At 31.6% G+C, this 23394-nt stretch carries 33 protein-coding genes and 3 pseudogenes; 13 read left to right on the top strand and 23 right to left on the bottom strand.

Annotated elements, in window-relative coordinates:
- Positions 1 to 174: 174 nt before the first annotated feature.
- The 5 genes from CQZ94_RS32295 to CQZ94_RS27915 all read right to left on the bottom strand — a co-directional run bounded on the left by CQZ94_RS32295 (position 175) and on the right by CQZ94_RS27915 (position 2053).
- Entirely contained in the window at positions 175 to 444 is a 270-nt protein-coding gene (locus CQZ94_RS32295) for a hypothetical protein (protein ID WP_070128913.1), read from the bottom strand.
- Positions 444 to 743: a DUF2089 family protein gene (locus tag CQZ94_RS27930; protein ID WP_016104021.1), complete on the bottom strand. Its 300-nt coding sequence runs from the start codon at positions 741 to 743 to the stop codon at positions 444 to 446. The genes CQZ94_RS32295 and CQZ94_RS27930 overlap by 1 nt, the downstream gene beginning before the upstream one ends.
- Before the next feature lie 333 nt (positions 744 to 1076).
- Positions 1077 to 1409 (bottom strand): hypothetical protein, encoded by a 333-nt coding sequence (locus CQZ94_RS27925; RefSeq protein WP_105588075.1) that lies wholly within the window; start codon positions 1407 to 1409, stop codon positions 1077 to 1079.
- Positions 1410 to 1454: 45 nt separating this feature from the next.
- Positions 1455 to 1841 (bottom strand): hypothetical protein, encoded by a 387-nt coding sequence (locus CQZ94_RS27920; protein ID WP_105588074.1) that lies wholly within the window; start codon positions 1839 to 1841, stop codon positions 1455 to 1457.
- A gap of 17 nt (positions 1842 to 1858) precedes the next feature.
- Complete coding sequence (locus CQZ94_RS27915; RefSeq protein ID WP_033700006.1) at positions 1859 to 2053, bottom strand: helix-turn-helix transcriptional regulator; 195 nt, start codon at positions 2051 to 2053, stop codon at positions 1859 to 1861.
- A gap of 246 nt (positions 2054 to 2299) precedes the next feature.
- Here CQZ94_RS27915 and CQZ94_RS27910 point away from each other — a divergent pair, with 246 nt between their 5' ends.
- The 3 genes from CQZ94_RS27910 (at position 2300) to CQZ94_RS27900 (ending at position 4138) form a co-directional block, all read left to right on the top strand.
- Complete coding sequence (locus CQZ94_RS27910) at positions 2300 to 2956, top strand: uridine kinase family protein (protein ID WP_105588073.1); 657 nt, start codon at positions 2300 to 2302, stop codon at positions 2954 to 2956.
- Positions 2957 to 3387: 431 nt separating this feature from the next.
- Positions 3388 to 3642 carry a SunI/YnzG family protein gene (locus CQZ94_RS27905; protein WP_002192066.1) on the top strand — a complete coding sequence of 85 codons (255 nt, stop codon included), beginning with the start codon at positions 3388 to 3390 and terminating at the stop codon, positions 3640 to 3642.
- Positions 3643 to 3814: 172 nt separating this feature from the next.
- Positions 3815 to 4138 carry a hypothetical protein gene (locus CQZ94_RS27900; protein ID WP_100248495.1) on the top strand — a complete coding sequence of 108 codons (324 nt, stop codon included), beginning with the start codon at positions 3815 to 3817 and terminating at the stop codon, positions 4136 to 4138.
- Positions 4139 to 4609: 471 nt separating this feature from the next.
- On the opposite strand, the gene CQZ94_RS27895 is transcribed toward CQZ94_RS27900, so the two are convergent.
- The 6 genes and pseudogenes from CQZ94_RS27895 to CQZ94_RS27870 all read right to left on the bottom strand — a co-directional run bounded on the left by CQZ94_RS27895 (position 4610) and on the right by CQZ94_RS27870 (position 10134).
- A complete protein-coding gene (locus CQZ94_RS27895; RefSeq protein ID WP_078181234.1) occupies positions 4610 to 6046 on the bottom strand; it encodes an IS4 family transposase in 1437 nt (478 codons plus the stop codon).
- Between the two features lie 121 nt (positions 6047 to 6167).
- Positions 6168 to 6286 (bottom strand): annotated as a pseudogene (locus tag CQZ94_RS27890) (IS6 family transposase); the annotation flags it as partial.
- 122 nt (positions 6287 to 6408) lie between these two features.
- Positions 6409 to 7353: an acetyl-CoA carboxylase carboxyltransferase subunit alpha gene (locus CQZ94_RS27885; RefSeq protein WP_016091897.1), complete on the bottom strand. Its 945-nt coding sequence runs from the start codon at positions 7351 to 7353 to the stop codon at positions 6409 to 6411.
- A gap of 32 nt (positions 7354 to 7385) precedes the next feature.
- On the bottom strand, positions 7386 to 7832 hold the full coding sequence (locus tag CQZ94_RS27880) for a MarR family winged helix-turn-helix transcriptional regulator (RefSeq protein ID WP_002095873.1): 447 nt from the start codon (positions 7830 to 7832) through the stop codon (positions 7386 to 7388).
- 452 nt (positions 7833 to 8284) lie between these two features.
- The gene (locus CQZ94_RS27875; protein WP_105588072.1) at positions 8285 to 9079 is read right to left on the bottom strand and encodes a phosphotransferase; all 795 of its coding nucleotides are present in this window, start codon (positions 9077 to 9079) and stop codon (positions 8285 to 8287) included.
- A gap of 809 nt (positions 9080 to 9888) precedes the next feature.
- Entirely contained in the window at positions 9889 to 10134 is a 246-nt protein-coding gene (locus CQZ94_RS27870; protein WP_105588071.1) for a hypothetical protein, read from the bottom strand.
- 212 nt (positions 10135 to 10346) lie between these two features.
- Between CQZ94_RS27870 and CQZ94_RS27865 the strand changes: the two genes are divergently transcribed.
- The gene (locus tag CQZ94_RS27865; RefSeq protein ID WP_002114672.1) at positions 10347 to 10622 is read left to right on the top strand and encodes a hypothetical protein; all 276 of its coding nucleotides are present in this window, start codon (positions 10347 to 10349) and stop codon (positions 10620 to 10622) included.
- Between the two features lie 67 nt (positions 10623 to 10689).
- Here the strand turns inward: CQZ94_RS27865 and CQZ94_RS27860 are convergent, their stop codons facing one another.
- From CQZ94_RS27860 to CQZ94_RS27840, 5 genes are all read right to left on the bottom strand, one after another.
- Entirely contained in the window at positions 10690 to 10923 is a 234-nt protein-coding gene (locus CQZ94_RS27860; RefSeq protein ID WP_002114671.1) for a YuzF family protein, read from the bottom strand.
- A gap of 238 nt (positions 10924 to 11161) precedes the next feature.
- The gene (locus CQZ94_RS27855) at positions 11162 to 11395 is read right to left on the bottom strand and encodes a hypothetical protein (RefSeq protein WP_002114669.1); all 234 of its coding nucleotides are present in this window, start codon (positions 11393 to 11395) and stop codon (positions 11162 to 11164) included.
- Positions 11396 to 11693: 298 nt separating this feature from the next.
- Positions 11694 to 11840, bottom strand: a complete 147-nt coding sequence (locus CQZ94_RS27850; RefSeq protein WP_000738547.1) for a BC1881 family protein — start codon at positions 11838 to 11840, stop codon at positions 11694 to 11696.
- Between the two features lie 546 nt (positions 11841 to 12386).
- Positions 12387 to 12848 (bottom strand): CarD family transcriptional regulator, encoded by a 462-nt coding sequence (locus CQZ94_RS27845; protein WP_002149222.1) that lies wholly within the window; start codon positions 12846 to 12848, stop codon positions 12387 to 12389.
- Positions 12849 to 13064: 216 nt separating this feature from the next.
- Positions 13065 to 13973, bottom strand: a complete 909-nt coding sequence (locus CQZ94_RS27840; protein WP_105588070.1) for an acyl-ACP desaturase — start codon at positions 13971 to 13973, stop codon at positions 13065 to 13067.
- Between the two features lie 443 nt (positions 13974 to 14416).
- Here CQZ94_RS27840 and CQZ94_RS27835 point away from each other — a divergent pair.
- Positions 14417 to 15186 (top strand): annotated as a pseudogene (locus CQZ94_RS27835) (polysaccharide deacetylase family protein).
- A 131-nt stretch (positions 15187 to 15317) separates the two neighbouring features.
- Here the strand turns inward: CQZ94_RS27835 and CQZ94_RS27830 are convergent.
- Positions 15318 to 15530 (bottom strand): alpha/beta-type small acid-soluble spore protein, encoded by a 213-nt coding sequence (locus CQZ94_RS27830; RefSeq protein WP_002114666.1) that lies wholly within the window; start codon positions 15528 to 15530, stop codon positions 15318 to 15320.
- Positions 15531 to 15813: 283 nt separating this feature from the next.
- On the opposite strand from CQZ94_RS27830, the gene CQZ94_RS27825 reads away from it, so the two are divergent.
- A complete protein-coding gene (locus tag CQZ94_RS27825; protein WP_002114665.1) occupies positions 15814 to 16308 on the top strand; it encodes a YndM family protein in 495 nt (164 codons plus the stop codon).
- Positions 16309 to 16336: 28 nt separating this feature from the next.
- On the opposite strand, the gene CQZ94_RS27820 is transcribed toward CQZ94_RS27825, so the two are convergent.
- The 3 genes from CQZ94_RS27820 to CQZ94_RS27810 form a co-directional block, all read right to left on the bottom strand.
- Entirely contained in the window at positions 16337 to 16852 is a 516-nt protein-coding gene (locus tag CQZ94_RS27820) for a DUF3231 family protein (RefSeq protein ID WP_002130370.1), read from the bottom strand.
- Between the two features lie 303 nt (positions 16853 to 17155).
- Positions 17156 to 17368, bottom strand: a complete 213-nt coding sequence (locus CQZ94_RS27815; protein ID WP_002114662.1) for an alpha/beta-type small acid-soluble spore protein — start codon at positions 17366 to 17368, stop codon at positions 17156 to 17158.
- Between the two features lie 456 nt (positions 17369 to 17824).
- Positions 17825 to 18181 carry a carboxymuconolactone decarboxylase family protein gene (locus CQZ94_RS27810; RefSeq protein WP_002114659.1) on the bottom strand — a complete coding sequence of 119 codons (357 nt, stop codon included), beginning with the start codon at positions 18179 to 18181 and terminating at the stop codon, positions 17825 to 17827.
- 218 nt (positions 18182 to 18399) lie between these two features.
- On the opposite strand from CQZ94_RS27810, the gene CQZ94_RS27805 reads away from it, so the two are divergent.
- The 5 genes from CQZ94_RS27805 (at position 18400) to CQZ94_RS27785 (ending at position 20076) form a co-directional block, all read left to right on the top strand.
- A complete protein-coding gene (locus CQZ94_RS27805; RefSeq protein ID WP_105588069.1) occupies positions 18400 to 18579 on the top strand; it encodes a ferritin family protein in 180 nt (59 codons plus the stop codon).
- A gap of 154 nt (positions 18580 to 18733) precedes the next feature.
- Positions 18734 to 18907, top strand: coding sequence for a hypothetical protein (locus tag CQZ94_RS27800; protein ID WP_001025956.1), 174 nt, complete (start codon positions 18734 to 18736; stop codon positions 18905 to 18907).
- 234 nt (positions 18908 to 19141) lie between these two features.
- Positions 19142 to 19333, top strand: coding sequence for a homing endonuclease associated repeat-containing protein (locus CQZ94_RS32050; RefSeq protein WP_258166070.1), 192 nt, complete (start codon positions 19142 to 19144; stop codon positions 19331 to 19333).
- A 152-nt stretch (positions 19334 to 19485) separates the two neighbouring features.
- The gene (locus CQZ94_RS27790) at positions 19486 to 19662 is read left to right on the top strand and encodes a hypothetical protein (RefSeq protein WP_258166069.1); all 177 of its coding nucleotides are present in this window, start codon (positions 19486 to 19488) and stop codon (positions 19660 to 19662) included.
- A 75-nt stretch (positions 19663 to 19737) separates the two neighbouring features.
- On the top strand, positions 19738 to 20076 hold the full coding sequence (locus tag CQZ94_RS27785; RefSeq protein WP_059038199.1) for a DUF378 domain-containing protein: 339 nt from the start codon (positions 19738 to 19740) through the stop codon (positions 20074 to 20076).
- A 120-nt stretch (positions 20077 to 20196) separates the two neighbouring features.
- Here CQZ94_RS27785 and CQZ94_RS27780 read toward each other — a convergent pair whose 3' ends face one another.
- On the bottom strand, positions 20197 to 20829 hold the full coding sequence (locus tag CQZ94_RS27780) for a recombinase family protein (RefSeq protein WP_258166068.1): 633 nt from the start codon (positions 20827 to 20829) through the stop codon (positions 20197 to 20199).
- Between the two features lie 764 nt (positions 20830 to 21593).
- Here CQZ94_RS27780 and CQZ94_RS27770 point away from each other — a divergent pair.
- Entirely contained in the window at positions 21594 to 22097 is a 504-nt protein-coding gene (locus CQZ94_RS27770) for a recombinase family protein (RefSeq protein ID WP_258166067.1), read from the top strand.
- 18 nt (positions 22098 to 22115) lie between these two features.
- A complete protein-coding gene (locus tag CQZ94_RS32290) occupies positions 22116 to 22181 on the top strand; it encodes a hypothetical protein (RefSeq protein ID WP_308728133.1) in 66 nt (21 codons plus the stop codon).
- Positions 22182 to 22316: 135 nt separating this feature from the next.
- Here the strand turns inward: CQZ94_RS32290 and CQZ94_RS27765 are convergent, their stop codons facing one another.
- Positions 22317 to 22529 carry a hypothetical protein gene (locus tag CQZ94_RS27765; RefSeq protein WP_070138859.1) on the bottom strand — a complete coding sequence of 71 codons (213 nt, stop codon included), beginning with the start codon at positions 22527 to 22529 and terminating at the stop codon, positions 22317 to 22319.
- A 404-nt stretch (positions 22530 to 22933) separates the two neighbouring features.
- A pseudogene (locus CQZ94_RS27760) lies at positions 22934 to 23161 on the bottom strand (IS4 family transposase); the annotation flags it as partial.
- Between the last annotated feature and the right edge of the window lie 233 nt (positions 23162 to 23394).

Raw genomic sequence — 23394 nt, 5'->3', positions numbered from 1 at the left:
ATGTCCAAGTTTGGGAGATTACTTCCAGATATTTTGAATTTTTTGCACCAGAACCCGAAAAACTGTATAAAATCTTGCATGCTCTTAGCGTGGTTTTTTTCCGAAATGCTGGCGGTACCCCAATAAAGTCGTTTGAAAATCTAAGGTTTATTCAACAATAGCGCCCGATTTTCTCTATTTCATGTCGTGGGTTTTCATTTTATCCAATTCTTTTTGTATCTTCTTATGAAAATACTTTCTACCTAGATTCCATTCTATACATAAGAAAAACATCCCTAATAATAGATAAAGGATAAAACCAATAGTACTTTCAATACGATTCGTTATAAACAACGATGTCAGAAATACAATATGTGCTACTGGTAAAATTGCCCCCCAATAGATATTGTTTCTACTTGATAAGAAAAATTGAACAGCTAAAATGCCAGCATAAATAAGAACCATTATTCCCCATCTCTTTCTTGTTTATATTTTTCAATAATCAATTTTGCATCTTCTACACTTATCCGATCATCAATCGACAGGCTCTTGATAAATTTAATAAATTCCTCGTTTTCTACGGCATCATTCATTTTTATTTTATCGATTAATCGATCAAGTTTAAGTCTTACTGTTGGGTATGATACCTCATAAACCTTTGCAATCTCTTTTAAAGAACCCGAATGAAGTACTAAGTTTTTAACAAACTCTAAATCCTCATTTTCCAAGGCTAAAATCCAGTTTGGAATATTGTTAATATCCACAGCTTTGCCCTCCCTTTACTTTTATTAATATTAGTTTAACATATTTTTAAATAATATCAATAAAATATTAAACTTTATTAAAAATAATTTTTATAATTTGTTTAATTAATTATAGAATAAAAAGAACCCATTTGAATTAAGTTACTGAAGTGGGTATTGCTTCACAATCTGGCCCAATTGTTGAATAACATGACCGGCGTTTTTTAAACAACTTTATTATGTTTTAAACGACTTTATTGTAAATTAAACAACTTTATTATCTCTGTACAAAATTTTCTTTTTGGGGGCGCTTCAAAATGTTAGCTAGATGGGTCTGTTGCGTAACCTCTACTATCAAATTTGCGTACGCTTTATATAACTACCAAAAATCCCTATCGTATATCCTAATAAACCGACAACTAAGATATCTCTACCATTTGTAAAAAAAGAATTGGATAAAAGGATGGATGTTTTTTCATTAACAAATAATTGCTTTATAAATGGTGTGATTGCCAATAGACGTACTAAAGCATAAAAAAGGATAACTTGCCAACTTGTAATGGAAGCATCCTTAAATATTATTTTTTGGCGTTCATCGCCCTTTGATAATCCTCCACCTTCCCCTGCTAAGTTGCTTGTAAATAAGCTAAATATTCCAACCAAAATAATTATTAAAATAATTTCCATTCTAATCTTTCCTTTACAAATAAATTTATTGTTTATGTATCCAAATTAAGAATTACGCCTTCCAACAAACATATGGCTAATTTGGTAAACGATAGGATATAAAAAGACTAAAAAGATTAACGGTTTGTTATGCATATGGTTAAAGTTCCATGTTCCTTCTGATATAAATAAAATACCTACAGTTAATACATACATTATAAAACAACAAATTGATAAGCTTTTCTGTCTGATATGTAAAAACATTTCATCGATAAAATGATCATTCTCTTTTTTACCTTTTAAAATTCTCCTCATGAATAATGATTGCAAAATGAGTGTAGCTACAAATAACGTGGTGATAGAGAGCTGTTGCTTCTGATACCACTCAAGCGCAAGTAAACCCATAATCAAAATGTAAAAACTAGTAAATACGATATTAATTCCATTCTTCATTTGTTTTTTCTCCTCATCTAGCTTTTATAAATAAACAATTGATCAACTGTTACACCAAGATTTTTCGCCAAACTAAAAGCAAGTTCCAATGTAGGATCATATTTATTATTTTCTATCGCATTAATCGTTTGTCTTGAAACATGACATAATTTAGCTAAATCATCTTGGGAAAGTTTTTTCTCCTTACGTAAAATCCGAATTACGTTCTCCATTTATATAAACATCACCCCTAATTTTGTCAAAAACTTTTTACATTTATAAAATACAAACGATGCTCCTCCTACATTTTAGATAGAAAAAAAAGCCATCCTTTGGAGATTAATATAGTTTTTTAAAAATAGAGATGATATGATGGATAATCATACCATTTTTTTCAATTCGTGTATGACTATATAGAAGGGTGCTTCTATATTGAAATAATATAAATAAAGCGATGTATTAGTAACAGGGGGAGAATGATGAATAAGTTATTACAAGAAATTATAAATTGGATCAATATAACCAATGAACAAATTGTTATTGGCATTTCAGGACACGGTGCTGCCGGAAAAACAACGTTTGCCAATAAGCTCGTAAACCTATTAAATCAAAATAAAGTAAGTTATATTAATACAGATCCATACATTGTTAGTTCAAACGTACGAAAGTATTCAAATATCCACTATACATATCAGAATGAAAATCATTATGATAAAATGACAGCTTGTCATCCATCAGCGCATCATTTATCTGCTTTAGAAAGAGATATTCAGATGATAAGAGCTGGTTTAGATTTTTATACAATGGATACACATTATATAAAAAGTGAGTTAATTTCTTCAAAAAATAAGGTGACGATTGTAGAAGGAATGAGTGTGGCATTTATTAATCCAGATTTATTTGATTTGAAAATTTACTTCTATACAGATGGCGAAACAGAATTAATGAGAAGATCTAGCCGTGATATTATTGAAAGGGGAGCCAATATCAACTATTTAAGGAAGTCTCATGAGGAACGTCGGATTCAGTACGAAGTGTTTATGCATCCGTATAGTCAACATTTTGATATTATTATCAAAAATTCCAATGAAACAATGTATTTAGAAAAAAATACATTTGAGTTTTATAGAGTTTAAATACAAATACTTTATTTGTTATGTTTATTATAAAGAAAAGTTTTCATTATTTAGTTCTTGAATTAAACTTTATTATTCATGAACATATATAACTTAGTTGACTTCCGCTAACGAAATTTATGTAAATAAGCTAGCATTGGTCTAGCTTTTATTTTTTCTTTATACACGTTTTAGTATCATTATTTATAGTATTTTGAATGTATACTTTTCTATTAGTTTTTGAGGGAAATGGGTAAGTTGTGATAAAATCAATGTTTAAGAGGAAATGAAAGTAAACTTTTGGGTAAAAGTTTACTTTCAAAAATAGATAAAAAAAATTTGTTATTCATATCATTAGCAAACATAAATATCCAATAAAGATATTTAATTACAAGTGCATTTATTTGATTTATAATTATATTTAGAAAATAGAATGGAAAGGTCTTGGTAATATGTTGGGTATTGATGTTATAAAAACAACAGAGGAATTAATTATTAAATGGCAATTAGCAAAAGTTAGTATTCCATTAAATGAAATTATTGAAGTTACTGAAGATGATACTTATGCTGGTGTTGAAAAAATTGAAGCAATTCGAATTGGGACACCTTATGCTACAACTGATCGCATCTTAATTAAAACTCAAAAACAAGATTATGTACTATTTACTACTAATAAAGTTTCAATTTTAAATAAAATAAATGCTTAAGTATTTATTTGAAAGCCTAATTGAAGTTTTAATATTTACAAGTTAAAATGAATATGAATTTATAACCTGAATTCAGAACATATTGTTTCTATCAATCAGAAAAGGACAAATCTTTACTGTGTTTATAGAACCCAGATTTGTCCTTTTTCATTATCTTATTAAAGGGGTTTATATGAAGGCAAAGGGTAGAAAGAAAAAGCGGATACGAAAGAAAAAGCCTGTTTTTCAAAAGAAGAAAGTAAATAAAATATATGATTTAAATACTACTGTTCAAAGAATCATGTGGTGTTCTGCTCGGATACTTTATTATGTCGCTTCATTATCGCTTATTGTATGGCTATATGTGGTGGGGATTTTTGAAGGCATGTGGGGAGGATCCATCCTATTTTTATTCTTAGAGCTGTTAGATATTTATATATTTTTCGCTTTATGGCCACGTAAGGAATATAATTTAGCCCCAATAAAAAAAAAGAAGAGAGACGTAACAGTTCCTTAAACTTTAGTTTAAACTATGGATGTTTTGTGTAAGCTGCAATATTCGGTATCTGTTAAAAATGATTTCAATCATGATATTAATTTTGTCAAATGTAAATTGACCAGTATATATAGGGTCCCGCTACATGCCCATCTCTTTAGAAAGTAGCTGTAGTTCATCAGAAATCGAGAGATTCATAAAAACGCCATCCTTTCTGTAAATTCCTACAAAAAGTATAGCGTTTTTTTATATTCAAATGAAACTAGCTTATTTTTTCGTTTTGGGGAACAATGTGTTGGTTTGAATTAAAGTTTGATCAAAGTATTGCTACAAATATTGATTTTATAAATAGGGGTAGCACCACATGCCCATCAACTTAAAAATGAAAACAAAGTGTACTTTCATTTTGTGGAGGTAAAGCATTCCTAAAATAGAAGCATACTCTTAATAATATGCATACCAAATAAACCCTAACGGGTTTCCTTTTTTAAATTATGCAACTTTCTTTTGTTTTTTCAACCCATTATACTCATAAACAACACCCATAATATCAAAAACAGTCTTCTTCTCATATCGATGAGATTTTCTCCCGTTCTTCTGTAGGAGGTGGAACAGGCTGATTAGGATCTTTGTTATTTCTTGGATGTTTTGTTGTATGGCTTGATACAAACTTGATAAGTGATCTTGAATCATTCCAATTGCTTTATATTCACTTAATTCTTGTTTCTTCTTTTGTAAAATTAATTGTCGCATCTTAAACATAGTAGAAGAACATAGAAAAATGGCAATGAGTTTTCCATAAACATGGCATTCTAATCGCTCTTGTTTAATATGTTGCCAATGATGAATTTGAAATAAGGATTTCCAAGTTTTAAAAATGATTTCAATTTGCCAGCGGAGAGAGTAAAAATTATGGATTTGTTCCATCGGAGCAATCTCCCAAGGTGTATTGGTAACATATAGGTTCATGCCAGCTAATCGTTTGCTTTTTTCCGAATATGTAATCCCTTTTTTACTTTCTGTGTACACTTGTTTTTTCATACGCTTACGAAGTTGTTTTTCTGTTAATCGATACATAATCACCCGAGTGAATAGTTTTTTATCCTTTCCAATATAAGCTTCTTTTATTTCATAGGACTGTCCTGGTTTTAAGGTATCCATGATGTGCTCTAAATCAACTTTGATGTACTGAGATTGTTTTTTTATTGTTCCGTTTCGAAAGTATTCAGGAAATTCATTTTTGACATATACCCTATTGTTTAATTTGAGTCGCGATATATAGTACACACCACGTTGATCCATTTGATCTAAATCATCCAGTGAATAATAGCCTAAATCCCGGATACATAGGTCACCAGGGCGTAATGTTGATAAACACTCTGTTCCAAAGGTTTTATCATTATTTTTCCCTGGTTCCACTTGGAAATTTAAAAACTGACCACTATGTAAATCATATTCTAACTGGATTTTTATACCCGCTGTTTGTGCACAACCACCTGATCCAGGATATACATTGGCCAAGTGTTTTGGTACGTGAAAAATGGTTGCATCTAAAATACGAATTCGCTGAAAATAGGTAAGTGAAGCACTTGGAATTGCTGACTTTCCACAAACTTTATTTTTTAATAATGTGGAGAAAATATGTTTCAAAAAGAACACTGCCTTTTTATTAAAGCGCTTATTTAGTCCTTCAGGACTCATAAGAGTTCCTGTTGATGCATGTAGCTGACTACACAATCGGACTAATGAATCACTCGCTACTCGTTGACTAATCCAGACACATATAGTAGCTAAATCATACCCTGAAAATTTACGTTTTCGCTTTACAAAACCTAGCTCTCTAGCGAGATTTTCCAAAAATGAAGGGGTAAGATGTTCATATAATTCTTCAGCAAATAATTGTAATTCGTCAGAAATTGATAGATACATACAAAAACGCCATCCTTTCCTATGATTCTACAGAAAGAATAGCGTATTTTTTGGTTCTGGTGCAAAGGTAATGGAAAAGAAAATATAACATATATATTTCTAGCATAATGGTAGGATAATCCTGGTTCCTCATCATTTCTACTAAATTACGAAAAATTAAGTTGTACCGTACCAACGTACAGTTAACAAAATAATATCTTGCTGATAATGCTTCCATTTGAACAAATTTTCCTTTTCCATACCGATCACACATCTTTTGTAGAGTAATAGTATCAGCATATCCCAGTTTAAGAGGTTACTTACAAAATATTTAGAATTTTTTGTGAGAATCCTCCGAAATATAATACAGACTTTAAATATTTTCATTTATAATTCTCTATTTGTCTATACTTTTCATATCGCTGTTGTATAAGCTCTTCCGAGGATAATAGTATCAATTTTTTTAGAGATGATTCGATTACAGATTCAATCATTTTTGCCTGTGATTTTATATCATTTTGTGCTCCACCTTTAATTTCAGGAATGATTTCATCAATAATTCCTAAATGTTTTAAATCTTTTGCTGAAATTTTCATATGTTCAGCAGCTTCTGGAGCATACTTAGCGTCCTTCCATAGGATAGATGCTGCTCCTTCTGGCGAAATTACCGAGTACCATGAATACTCTAACATATGGATATGGTTACCGACACTAATGCCAAGAGCTCCACCACTTGATGCCTCTCCAATTACAATACAAACAATTGGCACTTTAAGTGTAGCCATTTCAAATAGATTTCGAGCTATCGCTTCAGAAATTCCACGTTCTTCAGACCCTTTCCCTGGATAGGCGCCTATTGTATCAATAAATGTAATAATAGGGCGATTAAATTTATCAGCTTGTTTCATAAGTCTTAGCGCTTTTCTATAACCTTCTGGATGTGCCATTCCAAAATTTCTTTCTATACTTTCCTTTGTATTTCTGCCTCTTTGATGACCAATAACCGTAACGGGCATCCCTTTAAATTTTGCAATACCACCTATCATTGCTTTATCATCACCATATAATCGATCACCATGAAGTTCGAGAAAGTTTGTAAACAATAAAGGTATATAGTCCAATGTCGTGGGCCGGTTACGTAGCCTTGCAATTTGAACTCGTTGAAAAGGTGTAATATTAGAATAAATTTTATCTTGCATTTTATTTAAACGTTTTTCTAATACATGAATTTCTGACGATAAATCTACATTATTTTCTTTCATAATTTTCTTTAATTCATCAAATTTCTCTTTTAATTCAATAATAGGACGTTCGAAATCCAAACTCATTTTATCCTCCAAATGTTATGATTTACCTCACTCTAATCAAAAGGCTTAGAAATAGAATCAATAAATAATTCAAAACCATCCACAACTATTTTTTGTTCTGATTCTGATAAATTATTGAGAATACTTTGATAAAATGTAATGGATTGCTCTCTTAAGCAATTAACAGTTATGTGACCTTTTTCTGTGAGGTGCAGAAAAAGTTCTCTTCTATTTTTTTCATTTACTTCACGATAAACAAGCCCCTTTTTTACTAACTTATCTACCAATCTACTTACAGTTGAAGTCTCTAATCTAAGTTTATTGGATAGTTGCCAAACAGTTAATTTTTCCACCTCTAGTTCCTCTAACGCCATCATTTGAGAAGTTGGTAAAGGTTTTTCAAATGGTCCATTGGGCAAATTTTGAGATTCAAAAACCCCAGTTATTATAATCATTTTCTTAATATCTGTTCTTAGTTTTAAGGCATCTTCTCTTTTCAAAAAGGTCACCCTCCTACAACTAATGTATCATACATCAATTGTATTATACATGAATATGATTTTTTCACAAGCTTAACGTAAGCCAATATTACAACATGGACGAGATATTTCTTCTTGTTAAAATGGTATAAGTGGATTGTTTTCTACAAATGGCAGAACATCAATTATGTATCAGGGGCCTTTATGGGGTACCGCTCATCGCAATCAAGCTAAGAAAATAAAACTACCATAAAAACGAAATTTTGTGACAACTTGCAACAAAAAACTCATAATTTTTGGGGGAATTCTAAATTCTTAAGTTGATGGGCATGGGGTAGCACCAACAAAACGCGAATTTCGTACGCTAAGCAAATTGCAACCTAAAAAAAGTCGATTCCTGAACGCTAAGGAACCGACTTTTTAATTTGGCTTGTTAAGTTAAAACTCACGGTTAGTTCAACAAAACCTTCCCCCTAAATCCACTCTTTTCCATGTTCACGAATAAATTTAATATCGTTTTGATAATGTTCAATGTGCCCTTCATCTATCATCTTTTGAAAAGCAATGTCACCTTCACTGGATTTTCTTGTAATGGTTTTACATAATCCTTCTAATCGTAGCAATACCATTTCCAAATAATCTTCTTCTATTCCCTCACCGTATGATTCAAAAAACAATTTAACTCTTTTTTTTATACGGTCGGCATGCTGTAATGAATTATAATAAACTCCTTCACCTGTTTCAGAATAATAAACTCTACTTAAGGGAATGCAAGTGTAAAGAGTATAGGCTATGTCCCAAAGTCTTGGACCGGGACCAGCAACATCAAAATCAATAATACCTACTGGTCTTTTATGATTAAAAATAAGGTTATATATTGCAAAATCATTATGGCATAGTACCTCAAATGGTTGGGGTGTGTTATCTATCGATTGCCAATTTTTTTCAATTGAAAAATCACTCACAGAATCATGATAAAGTCGGAGCATCTTCGCTATTTCTTTTAAAACATCATTAGACCACATGTATTCTTGTAAAGGATAATTGCCAGCTTCTCCTTCAATAAATGATAATATCTCTCTATCTTTTTCATCAATACCTAAAAACTTTGGTGCATAATTGAAGCCTTTGTTTTCCAAATGCTTTAATAGCTTGTGAATTTTGATACTGTCTGGCTTTAATTCTCGTCGAACAGTATCGCCCGAACGATATACGTTTGAGACATTCCCTCCTGTTAGCATTTCTTCGTTTTCGTACTGATTCTTCATTAAGATTCCCCCGATTTAGGGACCTATGATTGTGTCAATAGAGATATATTTTTGCCCATAAATAAAAGCAGATATACAAAGGTATCTGCTTGGCAATGGGAATTTAATTGTCCACACCATGTATCCCTTGAATGATTTTAGATAGACAAATAAACGCATCCTTAATAATCAAGGACCGCAACTGTCTCTATCCAATTAAATAATCATTTCAAGATATTCCACATGTGTAATATAGATTCCCCTTTCTTTACATCTCTAACTTAAATATTACCAAAGATTACTATATAAATAAAGAAAATTTAAAACAGTTCTTCAATTATTCTACCTCGTTACTTTAAGTACACCTTGTCACTTTATAAAAAGATCCCACAAACGACCGTTTAAGGAACTTGATTTATTTCTATCGAAACGGACTGAAATACAGTTGAAAATTAGTTCCAAAACTCATTACCAAAAACAAAGTACCATAATAAATAGGAAACATCGTTTATGAAACTCTCTTAATGTCCGATAAATCCAAGTTTTTTAACTTAGCAAATCCTTAGCGTACGAAATTCGCGTTTTGTTGGCGAGACCCCAAATAGAAGAAACCCACACACTTTGAAAAAGTTTGATCAAAATGTGTGGGTTTTAATTTTGGATTCCTTAAGTTTTTATAAAAAAGATTGATCATTTTATGTGACCTACTTAAATAAACGCAGCTGTTAGTTTAACTATATTCCTTCATGATATAGTATATAAATTTCACTTTTTAAAAGAAACATTTTGTTCAATCGTCTAAAAGAACAAGATAAAAAGCCTAACTCATATTAGTAATTTTTCCTGTTTCTGTTGATAAATATAAAAATACTGCCTAGCACACTTAATGAAAGCACAAAATATAACAATAAATCAGGTAGAAATTCTGAAGGAACAATATCTATCGATTGAAAAATAATAATAGCAATGATACCTAAATATAGGATGTTGTACAACAAATTATTTGTTTTATATTGAATTTCTCTCCCTCTTTCGTCTTTTGCTTCATCACTTGATTGAAATTTTATTACATACATCTGACTGATGAATATTAGGGGTCACCATATCAAAAAAAGAAAATTGTACGTTTAGACACATTTTAGACACATTGTAGCCGGTTCCCTGTACGTTAAGGAATTAGTTTGTATATTTGAGGAGATGTACGAGACAGATGTGAATTTAGGGGAATCCAATATTTTCTATTCAAATATGATAGAATGGAAATATATCCAAAACGGAGGAAAAACAAATGAACTCAAACACAAAACAGTTTATTTATGATATCCAGCAAAGAAAGAACAATTATATGGAAAATGTATTAAAGGCAATACAACACCCTAAAAAAGAGCAATCTGAACAGGTCATTCAAAATATAGTAGAGAAGATGGATATGATGATTAGTTTAGTTACTACTTACATGAGGATTGAATCAGGATCTATGGAAGAATTAAAAGATCTTCAGGAAGAAATTATTCATGCTCAAGCATATATTCAAAAACGAAAATTTGAAGAAACACAGAGATAAAACCCTGTGTTTTTATTTGGTCGTCTATGAAGCCAATCTGTTATAAATTAAATTAGATGTAATTTGATCACTGTTTTGGCATAATCCATACAATTTGTTGAATGCGTACAATATACGGTACCGTATCTTCAATGAGTAGATGATCTGGTTTTACATCCTTTAACTTTCCTCTTACATTACCCCTTACAGTTTCAATAACCACATGTTTACCAATTGCTGATTGTAATGTCTGATATACGTAGGGATTAGGTACACTTACCATATTTTGTTCACTCAAGTCATTTCCCTCCAAATAACTCATTCTATAGGACTCCTTTTTTACTCACATTCTTTCTCCTAATATATGATATAAATCTTATAAATATGCTAGAAGGATAATTCATTATATGATTGAAAATAACATATTAATAAGATACGTTTTCTATATCTAAATTACTAAAAAATTATTTATATAAGGTTACTTTTACTAGTTAATAGGCAATGATATAGGGATATTTTGAATGTACATCCAGGTTGTTCCTTTCAAGATATGTATCATTTTAAATACGCCCTGTATTAGAATACTGCTCATACTTTTTTTGAGATTCTTTCGTAATACGTGCGTTAAGTAAAATTGCTAACAACAAAAACACTCCATATTTTCCCCCTGTAGCTCCTATGATAATCACACTACTACAAACAAGTACAATTAATAGGAGAAACGAAACTAAATAAATACGGTTATAGTTCTTTGACATCTTCTCGTATTTTATGCGTTCTTTCCTTGCATCCATCTAAATTCCTCCTTTAAATTATCCATTTCACTATAAAATAAATCCCGCTCTTAAAAAGAAAACAATCTATCGTTTCAAATAATTAGTTTGTTTTTTATCAACTAATGTATATAACATAAAAAGAAATCCTACCAATATTAAGCTTTCCACTATGATAATCCCGACCCTCTCCTTCCTTTTAACCCCCATCACATCAGATAGAATATATGTATATCCTATTATTAGTCGCAGCAAACAAAAAGGATCTTCCCTTCTCGTAAAGGCTGATCCTTTTCTTCGTTCATTCAACTATTTTTAGCTATTCTTGATTAATTAGAATAACAGCTGGTCCATCTACACGAATTCCACCAACTTCGATTTTTTCATAAGGCTCAACCGTAATAGAAATGATCCCTTCCCGCTTCTTTAATTCATTACTTAATTCTTTTGTTAACATTTTTTTCATGTGTGCACTCCTTCTTACTGCTTAACTTACTATTGTTATGTAAATGAAATTTAAAATGGTTTCCTGGCCTGGAAACCATTTTTTGTAGTTGACCATATGGTGTTACCAGTTCGTTTATCAATTTTAAGTAAAGAAGATAAACAATTACTATTCACTGTCTCAATAGATGTAAGAAACTCTTAAAGATAGCGGTGAGATTGATTGTTTTTTCTTCTAGAAATAATGACTTAGATAGTATATTACCTAAAACAATGAAAGCCCTACCTCTCTTTCATCCTTACGGCTCCTTGTCCGTGCCAGTGTGAATCAGGATTGCAAAAATCAAGTGACTATTTAATCGAGTTATTTGATGAAACTTCGAACGTTCGTAAAAGAAATGTAAAAATAAAAATGGATTAGATTGAAGTAATAATAAAAGAGGTTCCTACTCTAAAAGTGAGTTGAAGAAGTTGAATGTTTTTGAAATGATTTATTTTTAATAATAATCATATTCCCGAAAAATTCAGGATATTTTCGGGGGATGTAATACATTATCTATAATGAACCTTAACCGAAACTTTTTATTTGATTTTCAGTGATCCCTTTAATTAATCCTAGTTCACTAATCAAAAATTCATGTGCGTTATCCAACATTTTTTTTTCGCTTGTATTAAGTGCTTTTTCTTTCTTCATACGCATTAAATCACGTACAACTTCAGCACCTTCTTGTATTTCACCCGTTTTTATTTTGTCCGTGTTCACTTTATACCTTTGTTTCCACGGCAGTAATCTATCTGATTCTCCATGCTGAAAAATGTGTATAATGTGTTTTAATGCAAGTATATCAGTAACTGGGCGTATACTCGAACTTAATATTTTACCCATAGGAATCATGACTTGCATATTACTGATTGACATTTTTATAACATAATACTGTTGTTTTTTCCCTGAGAATTCTTTTTCTTCTATGGCTTCAATTATACCTGCTCCGTGCATTGGATAAACAATGTTATCGCCAATTTGAAACATATAATCCACCTCCATATATGGTAACCTTCTTAACCTTAACATATATGTGATTTTTTATCAAATATTTTATAATATCATAAATTTATTTTTGGTGTCAACTACTTTTTCTTTAAAAATCAAATTAAATAAAAACAGCACAAAAAAAATAGGGAGCGTGTCAGATTTCCAATAAAGGGAAGGGGAATTTCCCCGCGTATATTCTGAAACCTCTACTCATTAACGTAGATCAGTTTTCCCTTGAAAACGACCAAATCGATCCCGTATTTTTTTCAATCTTGTGTGGTACTCCAAAATCTCAATTCTTGCTTTTTCAGCTAGAGGTGCAATTGGTCGTAAGTCTTTTAGCCCCCAATAATCAACCACTACATCAAGTACTTGATCAAAATATTGTAGTGGCCCATAGTTAGCTTCTTTTGCAATCACAGCCATTCTATTTTCAAAATCAGGCATGACAGCACCTGGCATTTTAAAATTCCTAATCACATTGGCAATATGATAGCAATAATTAGGTTCCAATTCCAAATGTGTTCGAATGACGTCTCGATAAAACGCATAATGAAGAGTTTCATCTTTTGCAAGACGGCGTAATAATGTAGCAAGATCTGGATCATGCTTACTTGCAACCTTAGCTACATTATTGTAAAACACCATCGTTGCAAGTTCTTGTAGCGTCGTATACGTCATTGCTTCGATTGGTGTGTGAAAATCGGGCTCAAATCCACCCTCAACGACTGACTTTCTTAATTCATGTAATCGTTTGGGATTCACACTTCGAGTGAGTAGTAAATATGTCTCCAATAAATTCGAATGTTGATCCTCTTCTGAAGTCCAAGTATGAATAAAGTCTGTAATAACAGAAAGGGACCCTTTAAAAGTCGCAGATAAATATGTTGTAAACCATGGCAAATTCACTTCTGTTAATAAAGCTGTTTCAATGGCCGTAATTACACCAGAAGGAAGAGTAACTTGACTTTCATCCCAAGGAACTCTTTTAAAGTCCATTCCCTTATCCCATGGTAAAAACTCATGATAACCCCAGTCTATCTTCTGCGCTCTTATTTTATGTTGTTCATACAGTTCTTTTAAACGTGGTTCTAATCGGAAATCTAAATCATTTGTTAGCATATATAAGTGCCCCCTTTTCTTATCCTAGATAGTCATTCTATTTTTACATTCATTTTTATCCTTAAAAATTTTCTACAAATAAATATTACTTTCCTTTTTTTAAGTCAAACATAACAAATTTGTAACAAAACTCTTTAAGAGCACTATATTTTTATATGATTTTTTCAAATCAAAAGGGGAACCGTTACATATATTGTCCTTTTTTATAAAAGGGGTTCTGAGGCATACGGTATGTTGCTTAGCCTAGATAAAAAAACGATCATCAGTAAATAGAGAATAACATTCATGGATGAAGATACTCGTCATGTTGTAAATCTTGGTGATTATAAAAAGGTGCATGCCCATAAAGAATCTCTTGCCTCTTTTCACTTTTTAATTTCGTATTAAATAATTTGATAATAACTCCATAAACTAAACTTACTTGTATCTCATAGGAGTGTATTATTCGTGAAAAAAATTGGATAGTCCTCATTCTTTTAGTCATTTCTTTTTGTTCCACACAAATACCCATATATGCTTTTACAGATAGTTGTAAGGCGTATGAAAAAACAGGGAAGGTAATTTGGGAAGTAAACACAAAGGAAAAAATAGTTGCAATAACATTTGATGATGGGCCTCATCCTGTTTTCACCCCACAAATACTTGATATTTTAGCTAAATACAATGCGAAAGCAACCTTTTTCGTAGCAGGTAATAAAGTTAAAAGGTTTCCTGCTATTTTAAAAAGGCAAGTAAAAGAAGGACACGAAATTGCTAATCATACTTATAATCATATTTATGATAAAAATATTACCGCCGCTAAATTAACTGCAGAATTAGATCAAACGGATAAAATTATCAAGCAAATCACTGGCTATAAACCAGCGCTCTATCGTCCAGTTGGAGGCCTTCACAATGATTTAATTATTAATACAGTATACAGAATGGGAAACTTGTTATTCTATGGTCATGGCATCAGGATCCTCAGGATTGGAGAAATCCAGCAGCTAGCAAAATTTCTAAATATATAACAAAAGGTATTAAACCCGGCAATATCATTCTACTCCATGATTAGAATGGGAGCGAATTTTCTCAGACATCTCAGACAGTTGAAGCATTAGAAAGTATCATGAGATATTTATACAGAAACGATTATGAATGTGTAACAGTATCTGAAATGCTCTATCGTTCCATAAAAATAATTCCCTCCCCCTTTGATCCTTTTTATCAGTGAATCTAGGCTTATTTACGAAAATTCATGAGAATTTTCTAGAGGATAATATTTTTAGTAACTTTACATACTAGAGATTATAATGAAAAAGGAGAGACGATGTGTCTCTCCTTTTTATCCATGCATATTTAAAGTTAGCGATTAACTCCACCGCCAAGTTGTTGTTCAGCCATTGCTACTAGACGTTTTGTGATTTCACCACCAACAGAACCGTTTGAACGAGCTGTTGCGTCTGCACCAAGTTGTACACCAAATTCTTGAGCGATTTCATATTTCATTTGATCGATTGCATTCTCTGCACCATGAACTAATAGTTCATTACGACTTCCGCTATTATTGTTTGCCATATTGTATCACCTCCTATGTTTTTAATATGCTAAAAAGCAACTAAAAATATATATTCCTTTTTTCGGCATTGTTTTTTCCAGCTTATTAAAGCATAAATAATACATATATTTCACAAAATAGTATTGTGTAGGAGAGCGAAATAAAAAGTGCTTGCCATAGGAGTATCATGTATGAAACAGACCTCCAGAACACGATGAAACGGGTTGTGCTTTATGAAGGCACAGCCCGTTTTTATTAAGGCGTTTTTTCTTACATACTGATTAAAGAATTGGAGGAATACAGATGAAACATATTGTTGCCTTATTAATTAAATATACCGCTATTAGTGCTGTATTATTGATGATACTAGGGATCTTTCAGGGTATTTCGATTCCTAGAATATTGTTCATTTCATTATTAATTACTGGAGTGGCCTATTTAATAGGAGATTTATTTATTTTACCTAAGTACGGAAACATGGTTGCTACCATTGCTGATTTGGGCTTGAGTTTTGCAGGAATTTGGGTATTAACGTATTTACTAGTAGATATTAATCTAACTCGTCATATTGGAGCATCTGTTTTTTTTGCAGCTGTTCTTATTGGTATGGCAGAAATATTCTTTCATATCTATATGAAGAAAGTTGTTTTACATACGGATGAGGGTTCACGAGAATCCACTACTATTGGTCACGATAAATATGCTATGGAGATTTCTGAAGAGTATGTAGATTATTCTAGAATAAAAAGAGAAAGTCCAACTAGAAAAGTAGAAGATGGAACTGATAAATTGAAATAAAAAGTGGCCCTTGGCCACTTTTTTATCGTTAAGCTTGTTCAGAATTTCGAACATGTAATGGTGGAGGAACTATCCACCCCTTCTTCTTGCTTAAACGTAGTAATGTTACTCCTGCTTGTGCTTTCTTCATGTGAATTTGTCCAAAAAGCATGCCTACATCTTCTCGAAGGCATTTTCCCATAACTTGGCTACAAGTTACTAGTCCTGCTGCAAGAGCTGCTGCAACGGCTGCTGCGATTTCTGCATCGTTGATGCGTGCACCAGGAGGAATGTCTTCAATAGAAGCAACTGGTCTTTCTGGAGGTGCTGGTGGTAAAGCCACTCCATTTACCTTTAAAAGGGTTTTTAGCTCTTCTATTTCAGAAGTCATATCATTCTCAATTAAGTTTTGTAAAAACTTCTTTAAATCTTCATCACCTGTGTGATTCATAAATACTTGATGTCCGGCAACAGCTCCTTGTGTGGCAAGAAGATAACTCCAAATATCAAATACCTCTCCATAATGTAAAGGTTCATTTTGAGGGTTTCCACTTAATACACCCATTTTAAAAAGCCTCCCTTTCGAAAATATCATCATAAGTATATTTTTCAATATTGAAAATAAATTTTTAAGTATATTTTTTCCTACAAATTTTTTTTTATCATGCATGGGAAACACCTTCCCAACAATATATGCTTGTAGTCTAGTAAAGAAATTTGCAAATAAAATACTCAAAGATTATTAAATAAGATTATCAACAATCTTTGAGTGAGAAATCGTTTACTATAAGGGTTTATCTTTTAACGAATGAACAAATGAAATTGATTTTAATATCTGCTATATTTTACACTCATTTATTAATTGAACTTAGCGATTAACTCCACCGCCAAGTTGTTGTTCTGCCATTGCAACTAAACGTTTTGTGATTTCGCCACCAACAGAACCGTTTGCACGAGCTGTTGTGTCTGCACCAAGTTGTACACCAAACTCTTGTGCGATCTCATACTTCATTTGATCAATTGCATTCTCAGCGCCTCGAACCAATAATTCATTACGACTTCCGCTATTAGTGTTTGCCATAGTGTATCACCTCCTATAATTTTAATATGCTACGAATCATGGAAAAATAGTTATTCCTTTTTATGGAAATATAAACCCGCTTTAATTATGTATAAATATTGAATCTCTTCTTAAAAGACGATTAAAAAATAGAGCTGAAAAGAGTAAGAATAATTAATCTGTTCAGCTTTATCTAGTACAATCTAATTAATATATATTTTTAAAATTTGCAGCTTACTATTTCTTATATTATTGTAAAGGCTGATTAACAGGCTGAATGGCTTCTAATCCCCTACTTGTTATAGACTATCTTTGCTACATACTTATCTTGGGCAATTTATAGTATGAATTAAGGGTAAAAACAAAGAACTTGAGTATAATTAGTACACGCTCAAGTTTTTTGTTTTTATTTATTGTGTAAGAATAGTAACACATGAACTCGAGAAATATATTCCTCAACCCATGATGATATTCCTATTACTGCTTTAACTCTTGCATACACTCTTGTACAAGAGTTACTGCCTGACTTATAGTAGCACCACCACCAAATGCAGCTGTCACTCCCACCGCCTCAAAGATCTCCTGTTCTGAAGCTCCTTGATCTAGACATCCTTTAATGTGATAAATGATACAATATTCATCCTGAGAATAAAGGCTAATACCTAAAGCAATTAACTGTTTTTGCTTTTTTGATAAGGTGCCTTCTTTAAAGCATTCCTCTGTAAAGGAATTAAATTGTTCGGCTAGTTTAGGCATCTTCTCAGTAAATAAACCCAAACCATACTTATAATGAAGAAGTGCAGATTCTGTAGAATTTCTACCTTCAAATTCCATATTTAATCCAACTCCATTTCTCATATTTTTCAAACAAAAGTTAGTATGAACCTAATGGGAATTGATTAAACAAAAATGATATTTATATCAAGGTGAGTGAAAGAGGAGAGAGGATTTAGAGGCATGATATAACAAGAAATTAACTAATAGTATTGCACACACGATATGGATAATCCATCGACTTCTGTAAAAGGATAACGTAAAAAGGAAGTGATGATATGGAAAAACAGAGTGTAGCCAATACATTAAATGTCTTTCTAAAAGGGCAGTACATGGGTATTCATGCCTATGAGCAATATATAGAGAAGTTAAAATATCCAGAAAGTCATATGTTAATACATGATATTTTAGATAAAGATAGGGACCATGTAAATGTATTAAAACAACTTGCACATTAACATTTTTAGTTACGCTGTATCATAATGAAAAGAAGATATTTAAAATAACTCCACATATTTTCACAAGACAGGAAAATACTAATACTTGTTTTAGTACTTTAATTCCAAAGTATTAAAGCAGGATTACTAACTGCGATACTAGGAGGACGTTACTATGAATATTCGTGAAGGATTAATTCCAACTACATTAGGTACAGCAGTTACAGCTGCGGGTTATGCCTTAAAGCAAACTCGTGGATCTAATAAGATGATTGCAAATACAGTATTTGGATTTGGTTTAGCTCACGTTGTTTTAGGTGTAATTGATCTTGTGGAACATCGTCGTTAGAAGAAAAGGCAAGCACATTTTGATGCTTGCCTTTTTAATATCATCAGTATGTATTATTTTTGTTTATTTTTTTGAAAGTAATCCATAAATTAAGAACGAATTAAATGTATTATATCGATAAGGTGGTTACAAGCTACATATATATACAAGAAGAATTTTGCTATCTAGGTTAAAGAATGGACTCATTCCTATCAAAAGTTACCAACTGCCAAAGAAATATTAAAAGATCCCAATATGCCTGCTTTATCTACTTATGTAAGACATTTTGGAAGTTGGAATGAGTCTTTAAGGCAAGCAGGATTTCAACCTAGAAAAAAGTTAAGTAAAGAAATAAAACAAAGCAGGCGGTTTATTGAATCGCCTGCTTTGCCCACTTGTTATGAAATTCCAGATGTTTATAGGAGATTTTTAACGACTTATATGTAGTATGAACGTACTGTTGTATATTATGCAACATCAAGAAGCCTTTGTAGATATAAAATATAAATCCAGTATGTATTAGGTATTTTGTGTATGAAACCATTGTTAATTTCAAATGATAAGATTGAATCCTAGCAACTAATAGGATAGCTAATATGATGCAGAAAGTACAAATAGGGTTAATTATTGCAGTACCGATAACCGCAATACCATCCAGTCTTATCGCAGTATTAAATAATAAAAACATTAAAATGTTAGTCAAAGTTTATATTATGGTACTTGAAAGTATTCATGTTGAATTAAGAGCTATCACTTTGGTCGAAAATCAAAGCTAACGATTCAAGCAGGAAGAATACAGAATATTCCTGTACATAGTTTTAAAAGTTGAGACCGAAGGAGGTGTTATATCAATGAGAACTATACAACGAATTGCCTTAGCTTTAGTTATTATTGGTGCTATTAATTGGGGGCTAATTGGTTTCTTTAAGTTTGATTTAGTAGGGACAATATTCGGTGGACAGAATGCCTTTTTAGCAAGAGTAATCTTTGCTCTTGTTGGACTAAGTGGGTTAATGTGCTTAACACAGTTGTTTCAACCAATGAAGGATGCGAATCAAGAGATGAATCGTAAAGAATATGGAAAACCTAATTATAGTACTGAATTTGGTGAGGAAACACATATAACAAATTTAAACAGAACTTCTACGGACGTTTATAAGAAGACTCGCAATACATTAGATGAAGATTAATACAATTTATTTTCATCTAATGTATTCCACTTGGCTTTGAAATTTTTTATTTTGGATAATTAGTTGGAGTACCAGCTTTCGTACGACTAGGGGCAAAGTAGCATTTCGTATAGGATGATGCTACTTTGCTTCGTCATATTCCTTCATAATTTTATAAAACGTGTTTTTTCTTAGTTCTAACATTTCCATAAACATAACAGCAGTTATTTCTCCACTCTTCCACTTTGAATAAGTTTCTTCTATTATATTTATTTGTTGTTTGCTTAGCGTCGAAAGGTTTACCTGAGGACGGCCTAAGTGTTTTCCTTGAGATTTTGCTACAGCGATACCTTCCATTTGTCTCTGATGAATTTTTTTACGTTCTTGATCGGCAACATAAGAAAGCAAAGATAAAAATTGATCTTCCATCAACCGACCCATGTCACCCATTTCACGGAACTTACGGCTATCGAATAAAGTTTCATTTTCTAACACAACAATATCAGCTTGTAATTCTCTTGTTATGTATTTCCACTCTGAAATTACTTCATCATAATTACGCCCCATACGATCTAAAGCATCTATGTAAACAATATCACCTGTACTTAATATTTTTCGTAATAATTGATACTGAGGACGATCAAAATGTCGTCCACTTGCTTTATCGACAAAAATACGTCGAGCTTCCACTCCTCGCTCCATCATCTTATGTAATTGACGTTGTTCATTTTGATCTTTTGTACTTACACGTATATATCCATAAATATTTGCCACGTTTGAGATTCTCCTTACATTTGTTACCACAATTATACCACTTTCGTTTATAAAGATATTCATTAAAAATAAACGTTTATAAAACAATTCCAATCACCTTTATAAACTTGATATTTCAATGTTTCATAGATGTTCATTAAGCGTTTGTAAAGGTATACCTTTATAAACATAAGGTTTTTGAAACAAGAAAATGTGTACCTTAAGTGAATTTGAAAGTAAACAAATGGCTAAAAGTTTACATTCGGTTTTAGAATCATTTATAACTAATTTTGTAATAAATTTCTCAATATTGATATAGATGTTAAATATGGGTTTTATATCGAAAATTAACAAAAAATATAATATCATAAAAATTAAGATGGTTTGTGTCACTTGTTTTTCCCTTATGCTTAAGATAAGATCATCCTCTCCGATCTTATCTTTTTTTGTGGAATTATAATACGAAAAAAGAATCCTTAGTATAAGGGGTAGTGACATGGTTGCTGTCATAGACCGCAAAGTAAATTGTTATAAAAGGGGGACCGCCCACATTTTAACGGAAATATACGCTAAGCGTAAAGTTAGTTAAATAAGTTACCTATACCTAATAATATAAACCTGTGCTAAGCGTTGCAAAAATTAACATATATGCAACACTTACCTTGGGCTTGATTTTTATAGCTTTACGATGTTGCATATATTATGTTGCAGATTGATCTCCAAAAATGATACGATATTTGTAGCTAAATAGAAAAACAGACTTATGCAACGTGGGGAGAGAAAAAATGTATTACGCATATATTCGAGTGTCAACGCCACAACAAGATTATACATTTCAGAAAAAAGAAATTCTTACATATTGTGAAGCTAACAAAATTGGATTGTTAGAAGAATGTATTTTTGAGGAAAAACAAAGTGGGAAAAATATGGAGAGAGAACAATTCCAAATTCTTATGCAACAACTACATCCAGAGGACACACTTATTGTCTATAAATTAGATCGTTTAGGAAGAAATCTTTCTGATATGATCCGTACTCATGAAAAACTGATCAAAAACGATATTGAAGTCATTGCCATTAATGATAACATTGATACACGGAAGAAAGATGATATGACTACTAAAATAATGGTTACAATCTTATCTTTATTTGCTGATATTGAACGAAACTATATACTGGAGCGAACACAGGCTGGACGTATTAAGTATGTAGAAAATGGCGGGAAACTGGGGAGAACTCCTAAAATCAATAAGTCAAAAACTGATTTGATACTCGAGTTACTTGATTAAGGAAAAACGAAACAGGAAATTGCTGATTTTTTAAATGTTGACAGAACCACTATCTATCGTACATTAAAGCGAAATGGTTATTAAGAAAATTATTCATAACGAGTGCCATCTATACTTCTATAGACTATGTACATTTTTAGAAAAAATCTTTGTTTTGCCTAAAGACTTTATCATCATAAAAGGAGCTAAGTTCTATATCTTAGCTCCCTTATTGGCAAATTATTTAATTATAAAGGCTACGATTGCTAAAACGATACACACAATCCCACTTAATAATTGTCCTATTCCAGAACTCTGTCCATTAATTAACAAGTTGAAAAGATTTTTTCTGGTTTGAGTTTTTCCTACGAATGCATCATACTTCTTCATTTTATATACACCCGATAAAATTAATGCTAAACCAATAACGATAAGTACTATTTTTAAAGCCACTATATTTACCTCCACTTATTATGTATATGTTGAATTTTCCTCAATCATTTTTTAGTTGTTGTTATAATCGTGAACAATACTCGTCTATAATTTCTAAAAAATCATTATCAATTCTTATAAGTTAATTATTACATTTCAACATTAAATAAACTATCTAATAACCTTACACAAAGATGACAGTTCTGTAAGGATAGAAGAAAACAAACAAGCTATCTACAAAAGCCTGTTTTTCTTGCTGTAGATATATATTAAAAATATACTTTACACTCTCCGTTGCAATTGCTCTATCTTCCCTTATAATATATATCTATTTTAATTTTCCAACATATAAGTCGCTGCTATGCAGAATACAGCACAAACGCTACTTGCTTTCTCCTTTTGTTTGAAACCTTGCATGTGGCAGAAATAGGCCCTGACGCAGCATGAAGCCTACTACATAATCGGACTAAGGGGTCACTTGCCAACCGTTGACTAATCCAAATACAAATAGTAGCTAAGTCTGATCCAGAAAACTTACGTTTTTACTTTATAAAGCCTATTTCTCTTGCAAGTTCTTCTAAAAATACAGGTGTAACATATCGTTGTAATTCTTCCGCAAATGGTTGTAGTTCATCTTGAATCGAGAGATTAATAAAAAACGTCATCCTTTCTAATCTAGCTTGTTTAGAAAAGATAACATTTTTTGTATTTAAGAGTATTAAAATCTCTTAAGTTGAGGGGCATGTAGGTTGCCCTCTGTTAGTTCAATAAGAATTAAATGACTTTATTATTCATTTATACTGGAATCATCTTTTTTGTATGTAAAATTTTCCCTTAACGTACAATATTTTTTTGTCGTGTCGAGCTAAATATAGCATACATACAA

The organism is Bacillus sp. MYb209, from assembly GCF_002975175.1.
Classification (GTDB): domain Bacteria; phylum Bacillota; class Bacilli; order Bacillales; family Bacillaceae_G; genus Bacillus_A.
Note: the sequence above shows the minus strand (reverse complement) of the source record. Positions and strands in the feature narration are given on the sequence as shown.

Coding starts and splice junctions, on each gene's coding strand:
- CQZ94_RS27855 (WP_002114669.1), bottom strand. CDS start 11,395: ATGGATGCAAGGAAAGAACGCATAAAATACGAGAAGATGTCAAAGAAC.
- CQZ94_RS27820 (WP_002130370.1), bottom strand. CDS start 16,852: ATGGGTGTATTAAGTGGAAACCCTCAAAATGAACCTTTACATTATGGA.
- CQZ94_RS27810 (WP_002114659.1), bottom strand. CDS start 18,181: ATGGAATTTGAAGGTAGAAATTCTACAGAATCTGCACTTCTTCATTAT.
- CQZ94_RS27805 (WP_105588069.1), top strand. CDS start 18,400: ATGGAAAAACAGAGTGTAGCCAATACATTAAATGTCTTTCTAAAAGGG.
- CQZ94_RS27800 (WP_001025956.1), top strand. CDS start 18,734: ATGAATATTCGTGAAGGATTAATTCCAACTACATTAGGTACAGCAGTT.
- CQZ94_RS27885 (WP_016091897.1), bottom strand. CDS start 7,353: ATGAGTTTGGATTTCGAACGTCCTATTATTGAATTAAAAGAGAAATTT.
- CQZ94_RS27895 (WP_078181234.1), bottom strand. CDS start 6,046: ATGTATCTATCAATTTCTGACGAATTACAATTATTTGCTGAAGAATTA.
- CQZ94_RS27770 (WP_258166067.1), top strand. CDS start 21,594: ATGTATTACGCATATATTCGAGTGTCAACGCCACAACAAGATTATACA.
- CQZ94_RS27860 (WP_002114671.1), bottom strand. CDS start 10,923: ATGAGTTATTTGGAGGGAAATGACTTGAGTGAACAAAATATGGTAAGT.
- CQZ94_RS27840 (WP_105588070.1), bottom strand. CDS start 13,973: ATGCTAACAAATGATTTAGATTTCCGATTAGAACCACGTTTAAAAGAA.
- CQZ94_RS27790 (WP_258166069.1), top strand. CDS start 19,486: ATGCAGAAAGTACAAATAGGGTTAATTATTGCAGTACCGATAACCGCA.
- CQZ94_RS27910 (WP_105588073.1), top strand. CDS start 2,300: ATGAATAAGTTATTACAAGAAATTATAAATTGGATCAATATAACCAAT.
- CQZ94_RS27915 (WP_033700006.1), bottom strand. CDS start 2,053: ATGGAGAACGTAATTCGGATTTTACGTAAGGAGAAAAAACTTTCCCAA.
- CQZ94_RS27825 (WP_002114665.1), top strand. CDS start 15,814: ATGAAACATATTGTTGCCTTATTAATTAAATATACCGCTATTAGTGCT.
- CQZ94_RS27815 (WP_002114662.1), bottom strand. CDS start 17,368: ATGGCAAACACTAATAGCGGAAGTCGTAATGAATTATTGGTTCGAGGC.
- CQZ94_RS32295 (WP_070128913.1), bottom strand. CDS start 444: ATGGTTCTTATTTATGCTGGCATTTTAGCTGTTCAATTTTTCTTATCA.
- CQZ94_RS32050 (WP_258166070.1), top strand. CDS start 19,142: ATGCCTGCTTTATCTACTTATGTAAGACATTTTGGAAGTTGGAATGAG.
- CQZ94_RS27900 (WP_100248495.1), top strand. CDS start 3,815: ATGAAGGCAAAGGGTAGAAAGAAAAAGCGGATACGAAAGAAAAAGCCT.
- CQZ94_RS27845 (WP_002149222.1), bottom strand. CDS start 12,848: ATGTTTCAAATTGGCGATAACATTGTTTATCCAATGCACGGAGCAGGT.
- CQZ94_RS27865 (WP_002114672.1), top strand. CDS start 10,347: ATGAACTCAAACACAAAACAGTTTATTTATGATATCCAGCAAAGAAAG.
- CQZ94_RS27870 (WP_105588071.1), bottom strand. CDS start 10,134: ATGTATGTAATAAAATTTCAATCAAGTGATGAAGCAAAAGACGAAAGA.
- CQZ94_RS27905 (WP_002192066.1), top strand. CDS start 3,388: ATGTTGGGTATTGATGTTATAAAAACAACAGAGGAATTAATTATTAAA.
- CQZ94_RS27875 (WP_105588072.1), bottom strand. CDS start 9,079: ATGAAGAATCAGTACGAAAACGAAGAAATGCTAACAGGAGGGAATGTC.
- CQZ94_RS27920 (WP_105588074.1), bottom strand. CDS start 1,841: ATGAAGAATGGAATTAATATCGTATTTACTAGTTTTTACATTTTGATT.
- CQZ94_RS27925 (WP_105588075.1), bottom strand. CDS start 1,409: ATGGAAATTATTTTAATAATTATTTTGGTTGGAATATTTAGCTTATTT.
- CQZ94_RS27785 (WP_059038199.1), top strand. CDS start 19,738: ATGAGAACTATACAACGAATTGCCTTAGCTTTAGTTATTATTGGTGCT.
- CQZ94_RS27830 (WP_002114666.1), bottom strand. CDS start 15,530: ATGGCAAACAATAATAGCGGAAGTCGTAATGAACTATTAGTTCATGGT.
- CQZ94_RS27850 (WP_000738547.1), bottom strand. CDS start 11,840: ATGAAAAAAATGTTAACAAAAGAATTAAGTAATGAATTAAAGAAGCGG.